Source organism: Methanocalculus sp., assembly GCF_030651615.1.
Lineage (GTDB): Archaea > Halobacteriota > Methanomicrobia > Methanomicrobiales > Methanocorpusculaceae > Methanocalculus.
On record NZ_JAUSCG010000062.1, the window covers coordinates 1 to 5,093 of the forward strand.

Annotated in this window: 5 protein-coding genes; 1 reads left to right on the top strand and 4 read right to left on the bottom strand. The window is 50.4% G+C overall.

The genetic code is table 11. The annotated features are described in order from the left end of the window. From Q7V06_RS02510 to Q7V06_RS02525, 4 genes are all read right to left on the bottom strand, one after another. The coding region (locus tag Q7V06_RS02510) for a DUF2298 domain-containing protein (protein WP_304837598.1) at window positions 1–1,153 on the bottom strand (1,153 nt) is incomplete at its 3' end. Further along, window positions 1,140–2,111 (bottom strand): lysylphosphatidylglycerol synthase transmembrane domain-containing protein, encoded by a 972-nt coding sequence (locus tag Q7V06_RS02515; RefSeq protein WP_304837600.1) that lies wholly within the window; start codon window positions 2,109–2,111, stop codon window positions 1,140–1,142. The genes Q7V06_RS02515 and Q7V06_RS02510, both read right to left, overlap by 14 nt. Further along, on the bottom strand, window positions 2,095–2,811 hold the full coding sequence (locus Q7V06_RS02520) for a dolichyl-phosphate beta-glucosyltransferase (RefSeq protein WP_304837608.1): 717 nt from the start codon (window positions 2,809–2,811) through the stop codon (window positions 2,095–2,097). Before Q7V06_RS02520 ends, Q7V06_RS02515 begins: the two co-directional genes overlap by 17 nt. After that, the gene (locus Q7V06_RS02525; RefSeq protein ID WP_304837603.1) at window positions 2,808–4,037 is read right to left on the bottom strand and encodes an NAD(P)/FAD-dependent oxidoreductase; all 1,230 of its coding nucleotides are present in this window, start codon (window positions 4,035–4,037) and stop codon (window positions 2,808–2,810) included. Before Q7V06_RS02525 ends, Q7V06_RS02520 begins: the two co-directional genes overlap by 4 nt. A gap of 122 nt (window positions 4,038–4,159) precedes the next feature. On the opposite strand from Q7V06_RS02525, the gene Q7V06_RS02530 reads away from it, so the two are divergent. Further along, window positions 4,160–5,093 (top strand): tubulin/FtsZ family protein (locus Q7V06_RS02530; RefSeq protein ID WP_304837604.1); only part of this gene is annotated, 934 nt, incomplete at its 3' end.

Genomic DNA, 5,093 nt, shown 5'->3' on the forward strand with positions numbered 1-5,093 from the left:
ACACTGCAAGGAAAAATCCATGAACGAGAAGGAATGAGGGGATAGCACTACCCTCAGGTACGAAGCCGATCCCAAGGATTCCGGATCCCTTGATAGAAAGAAGAAGCGGCGCATACATGAGTAGAGAAAGTGGCGGGATTAGGAGGAGGGGAATCCATGAACGGAGATCCCACCCAGCTGACCGGATTCCTGTAAGGAGAGCAATTCCGCAGAATACAGGGGCATACACAAGGACATCCCATGAGTTCAGCCCCGGCATAGTGCCTAGAGAGAGAGCAAGAAGAGCAGAGAGGATGAGCCTTTCGCGAAGCGCCAGATCTCCATACCGGAGGTACATCACAACACAGAGGGTGACAAAGAGGATCTGGTTGAAGATTCCAAGGATATGCGCATGGGGATCTCCCCAGAAGAAGGAGAAGATCGGGTATTCATTAATCGTCCCGATGATGACCCGGGTACTCTCCCAGGGTATTGAAGCAAGCGGTGTGCCGGATATCAGATGCCAGAAGACGGCCGGGTTTGGAATGAGGAGGATGACTGCCGGTAACCAGCGGAATCGTGGAAGGAGCAGATGCCCAAACGCAACTGCTGAAACCACCGCCATTCCGGCTACTGTCGGGAGCATCAGGTTAAAGACTACAAACGATTCTGCGCCGATCACAACACCGAGGGCTCCCGACATCCAGTGGCCGAGATAGTAGTAGATCGAGAGATCCCCTCCGGCGAACCAGGGATCAAGAGGCGGGACAATCGGAGCCCTCATGATCGATGCAAGGAAAGCATGATCCATGAACTTCTCGGCAAATGAGATAGCAGAATTGAAGAACCTTATCTCAAGAAGATAGAGAAATCCAACAAGAAATGCTCCATCCCATATGAGATTTCGCTTCAGGTCGGAGAGTTCGTATGCATGTCTTAACAGCATCACGGCAAAGAGGGCGATAAACACCACGAATGCACCAGATACGGGAAGATGAAGAAGACCCAGGTACCAGGATATGAGCGAGAAGCAAAGGAGCGAGATAGGATAACTGACTGCATATGCAATGTCTCCAAGAGTTCTCCTGATGATCGGATAAACCGAGAGCTGGAGCACCTTAAGAGCAATAAGCCAGAGGATGACCGTTACAGCCTGTTCCTCAATCCCGATCACGCAGCTCACCCCTGATATCTCCGGAGAACGCCCGTTTCAGAAGGGAGAGGGTCCAGTCTCCGAAATAATAGACAGAGAGAGCCCCACCCCCGAGGGTCACCAGATTCTTTATGAGGTGATCGACAATTGCAATAAGAACTGCAATTCCGGGAGCTACACCAGCAAGCTCAAAGGTCATGGCAAGGGCAAGTTCATAGGTCCCAATCCCGCCAGGTGTGATCGGCACTGCTTTCACAAGATTGCCGATGACAATAGCGAGGACGATGACCATAATCGGAACAGTCTCACCAAACATCATTGCAACCATTACGCAGACGAGGCAGTCGATGATCCAGATGATGACTGAAGAGAACAGGAGATAGACAAGAGCGGGCGGTGTCAGGGAGACCAAGCGGATCTGTGTCATTATCTCAAATATTTTCGCCAGAATCCGGTTTTCTGAGGTGAATCTACCTGAGATGAAGAGGACTAAAAAGAAGAGGAGACCAGCGATGAGGACGAGACCGATAAGCAGCGAGAACCACGGTGTCTGACCTACCACGAATGGAAGCGCAATAGCACCGATGAGGGCGATCGTGATGATATCAAAGACCCGCTCAACAATAAGTGAGGAGAAACCTACGGTATAGGTCGTCTCCTTCTCATGCCTGAGGATAAGAAGGCGGATAAGATCCCCAAGACGAGCCGGAATTATCAGATTTGCTGTCTGGGAGACGAAGATACATGCGGTTGAAAAGATGGTGCTGACACAAACCGAGAGCCTCATGAGGATGTATCGATACCGGACTCCCCGCATGTACCATGCAAGAAGACAGATCAGGGTCGCCGCCAGGAGATACCGTGGATCTGCCTCATGAAGTGTGGTAAGAAGTTCATCCCAGACACGGGAGAGGAGAAATACAATTATTACACCTGCAACAAGCGTTGAGAGGAGGAGGGTACTAATCTTTCTCAGCATGGAAGCGCCACCAGAGCCTGAAGATCTCAAATCCCATGCCGGTCACATCGGAGAGTTTCACTGTTGTTCCCTTACCCTGTCTCCAGACGACGGGGAACTCACATACCCGGTATCCCGCCCGTTGTGCAAGCACAAGCACTTCGGTATCCCAGAACCAGTGAGGGGCACGGACATCTGAGAGGAGAGGTGCAAGCTGATCGCGGGAGAACGCTTTGAACCCACACTGGTGGTCATAGAGCCGGCTTCCCAGGAAGAACCGGACAAGAATATTATATCCTCTGCTTGCAATTTCTCTCCCGGTGCCCCGATTGATCTCAGATGCTGGCATGAGGCGTGATCCGGTCGCGATATCACATCCTGAACGGACAGCCCCAATAAGATCCTTGAGATGAGACATATCGGTTGCGAGATCGACGTCATAGTAACAGAAGATGCGACCACGGGATGCTGCAAAAGCACGCGTCAGAGCACGCCCACGGCCGAGTCGTTCATCTGAATGGAGGAGCCGGATACGGGGGTCGCGCCCCTCCCATTCAGAGATGTATTCGGCACTGCCGTCACTTGATCCATCTTCTGCCACCAGCAGTTCGAAGGAGTCTGTGATCTCCTCCAGATAGCGGAGAGATTTCGGGATAGCTGTGGAAAGAGCCTCTCTGTCGTTATAAACAGGAATTACAGCTGAAACTTCATATTCAGTCAATTCGACCATCCCATAACCCGCCTCGCAATCTCCTCACCTGCTGCAACAGATCCCTCCATACTCCTTTCAGGATAGTTTTCCGGAGAGAACATACCTGCTATGAAGAGACCTGGAGCAGGGTTTGGATCAGGAATCATAGATCGGTATCCGGTTACATAAACCGGGCCTGCAAAGGGTTCGATCCTGAGGCGATGCCAGTGAATCATCTCCCTTGAAATGGAGAAGCGATTGCAGAAGTCAGATAGGAGGAGCTCCTCACAGTTTTCCGGAGGGGCTCCGGAGAAGTATGATGCGATATAGACGATATGTTCACCATACCGGTCAAATGGTACAAAGTTTGTATGGGTGATCACCGCACCATAAGGTGCAGGGTCTCCGATATTCACCCAGTATATCCCATCTGTCGGGTCTGCGGATGTTGCCATGGTGAGGCAGGCAGAACCCTGGTATGGAAGTGGTGAAAGAGGTAGATTGCAGATCCTCGCCGTCTCTTGTGGAGGGAGAGTAGAGATGAGATGATCATACCGTACACCATCAACAATCCACCCTTCATCTGCAGCTGTTGCAGAGACGACAGGATGACCGGTTACAATCCGGCATCCCGCATCCGTCAGGCGAGACATAAGAGCATCGATCAACTGAACGTATCCTCCCTTCAGGTACCCAAGCCGTTCTCCTTCCACCCCACGATCAGATCGGATCGCGATCCTGCTCATAAGCCAGGCTGCAGAGACCTCATCTCTCCGATCCCCAAATTTTGATCTGAGCAGTGGCTCGAAGAAGGAGTGGTAGATCTGATCTCCCAGACGATCACAGATGTACCCCTTTGCCGTGACTGAATCAAGCACCCCATAATTGACTCTGCGTGAACGAAGTACAAAGAGACCAAGGCGAATCTTCTCAGAAAGTGAAAGAAGAGGGTAGCGGAGGATCTGAATTGGGGTCGTTAGCGAATAGATCTGCCTGTTCACCATATATCCGGTGCTTCCATGAAGCCATTCGAGTTTATCGGAAAGACCAAGCTCCCGTATAAGTGAGAGAAGATGCACATCACCTGAAAAACAATGGTGATAGAGCGATTCGATCGTGTAATTGGGGAGATGATATGAAGAGAGGCACCCTCCCGTTTCATCTCCCATCTCAAGAACAGTCACCTGATGAGTTCCGGAGAGGCGGAGTGCCGCTAAGAGACCGGTCAACCCTCCCCCAATTACACAGATATCCATGTAATTATTGTGCTATCAGAGAGCATAAGAAAGTTTTTGAATCTTTCGCCCCTATAAACTAAGAAGTCATATATACTGAGGATACTAAACGTAAAATCATTAGTATGGATGGTGTCAACTAAATGCGGGTATTTTTCATCGGATTCGGACAGGCAGGAGGAAAAATCGTTGATATGTTTCTTGCTCAGGATCGGAAACTTCAGCAGGGGAGTTTCCGCGGTATTGCCGTAAATACAGCAAGAACCGATTTAATGGGCTTAAAACATATCGATATGAAAGATAGACTCCTCATCGGCCAGACAGTAGTAAAGGGTCATGGTGTGGGGACGGACAATGTCACCGGCGCAAAGATTGCAGCTGACGAGATCGACACCATCATCAATGCGATCGACACCCGGGGGACTCATGATATCGATGCATTCGTCGTCGTTGCAGGTCTTGGAGGAGGAACAGGATCGGGTGGCACCCCGGTTCTCTGCCGACACCTCAAGAGAATCTATCGTGAGCCGGTCTATGCACTCGGGATGATACCCGCACCCGAAGAAGGACGCCTCTATTCATATAATGCCGCACGTAGTCTTGCAACCCTCGTAAATGAAGCAGATAATACCTTTATCTTCGATAATAGTGCCTGGAAAAACGAAGGTGAGAGTGTTAAGAGCGCATTTGAACGCCTTAACGAAGAGCTTGTCAGGAGATTTGGTGTTCTCTTCAGGGCAGGCGAGGTCGGAAAACTTGGTGTGGGAGAGATGGTTGTGGATTCTTCAGAGATTATCAATACCCTGAGAGGTGGTGGAATCTCCACCATCGGGTATGCAATCTCTGATGTGATCACAAAGACAAAACAAAAGAAAGGTCTCTTCTCAGGATTTGGACGGAAAGATAAGGCTGAGAGCTCTCTTACCGGTGAAGATAAATCCGCCAAGATCATTGGTCTTGTCAGAAGAGCAATGCTCGGACGCCTGACACTCCCCTGCGATTATACGACGGCAGAACGTGCTCTTGTGCTTGTTGCCGGGCCGCCTGACGAAATGGATCGAAAAGGGGTCGAAAAAT

Excerpts from the sequence above, each read along its gene's own strand:
- Q7V06_RS02515 (WP_304837600.1), bottom strand. The coding sequence starts at position 2,111 with ATGCTGAGAAAGATTAGTACCCTCCTCCTCTCAACGCTTGTTGCAGGT.
- Q7V06_RS02525 (WP_304837603.1), bottom strand. The coding sequence starts at position 4,037 with ATGGATATCTGTGTAATTGGGGGAGGGTTGACCGGTCTCTTAGCGGCA.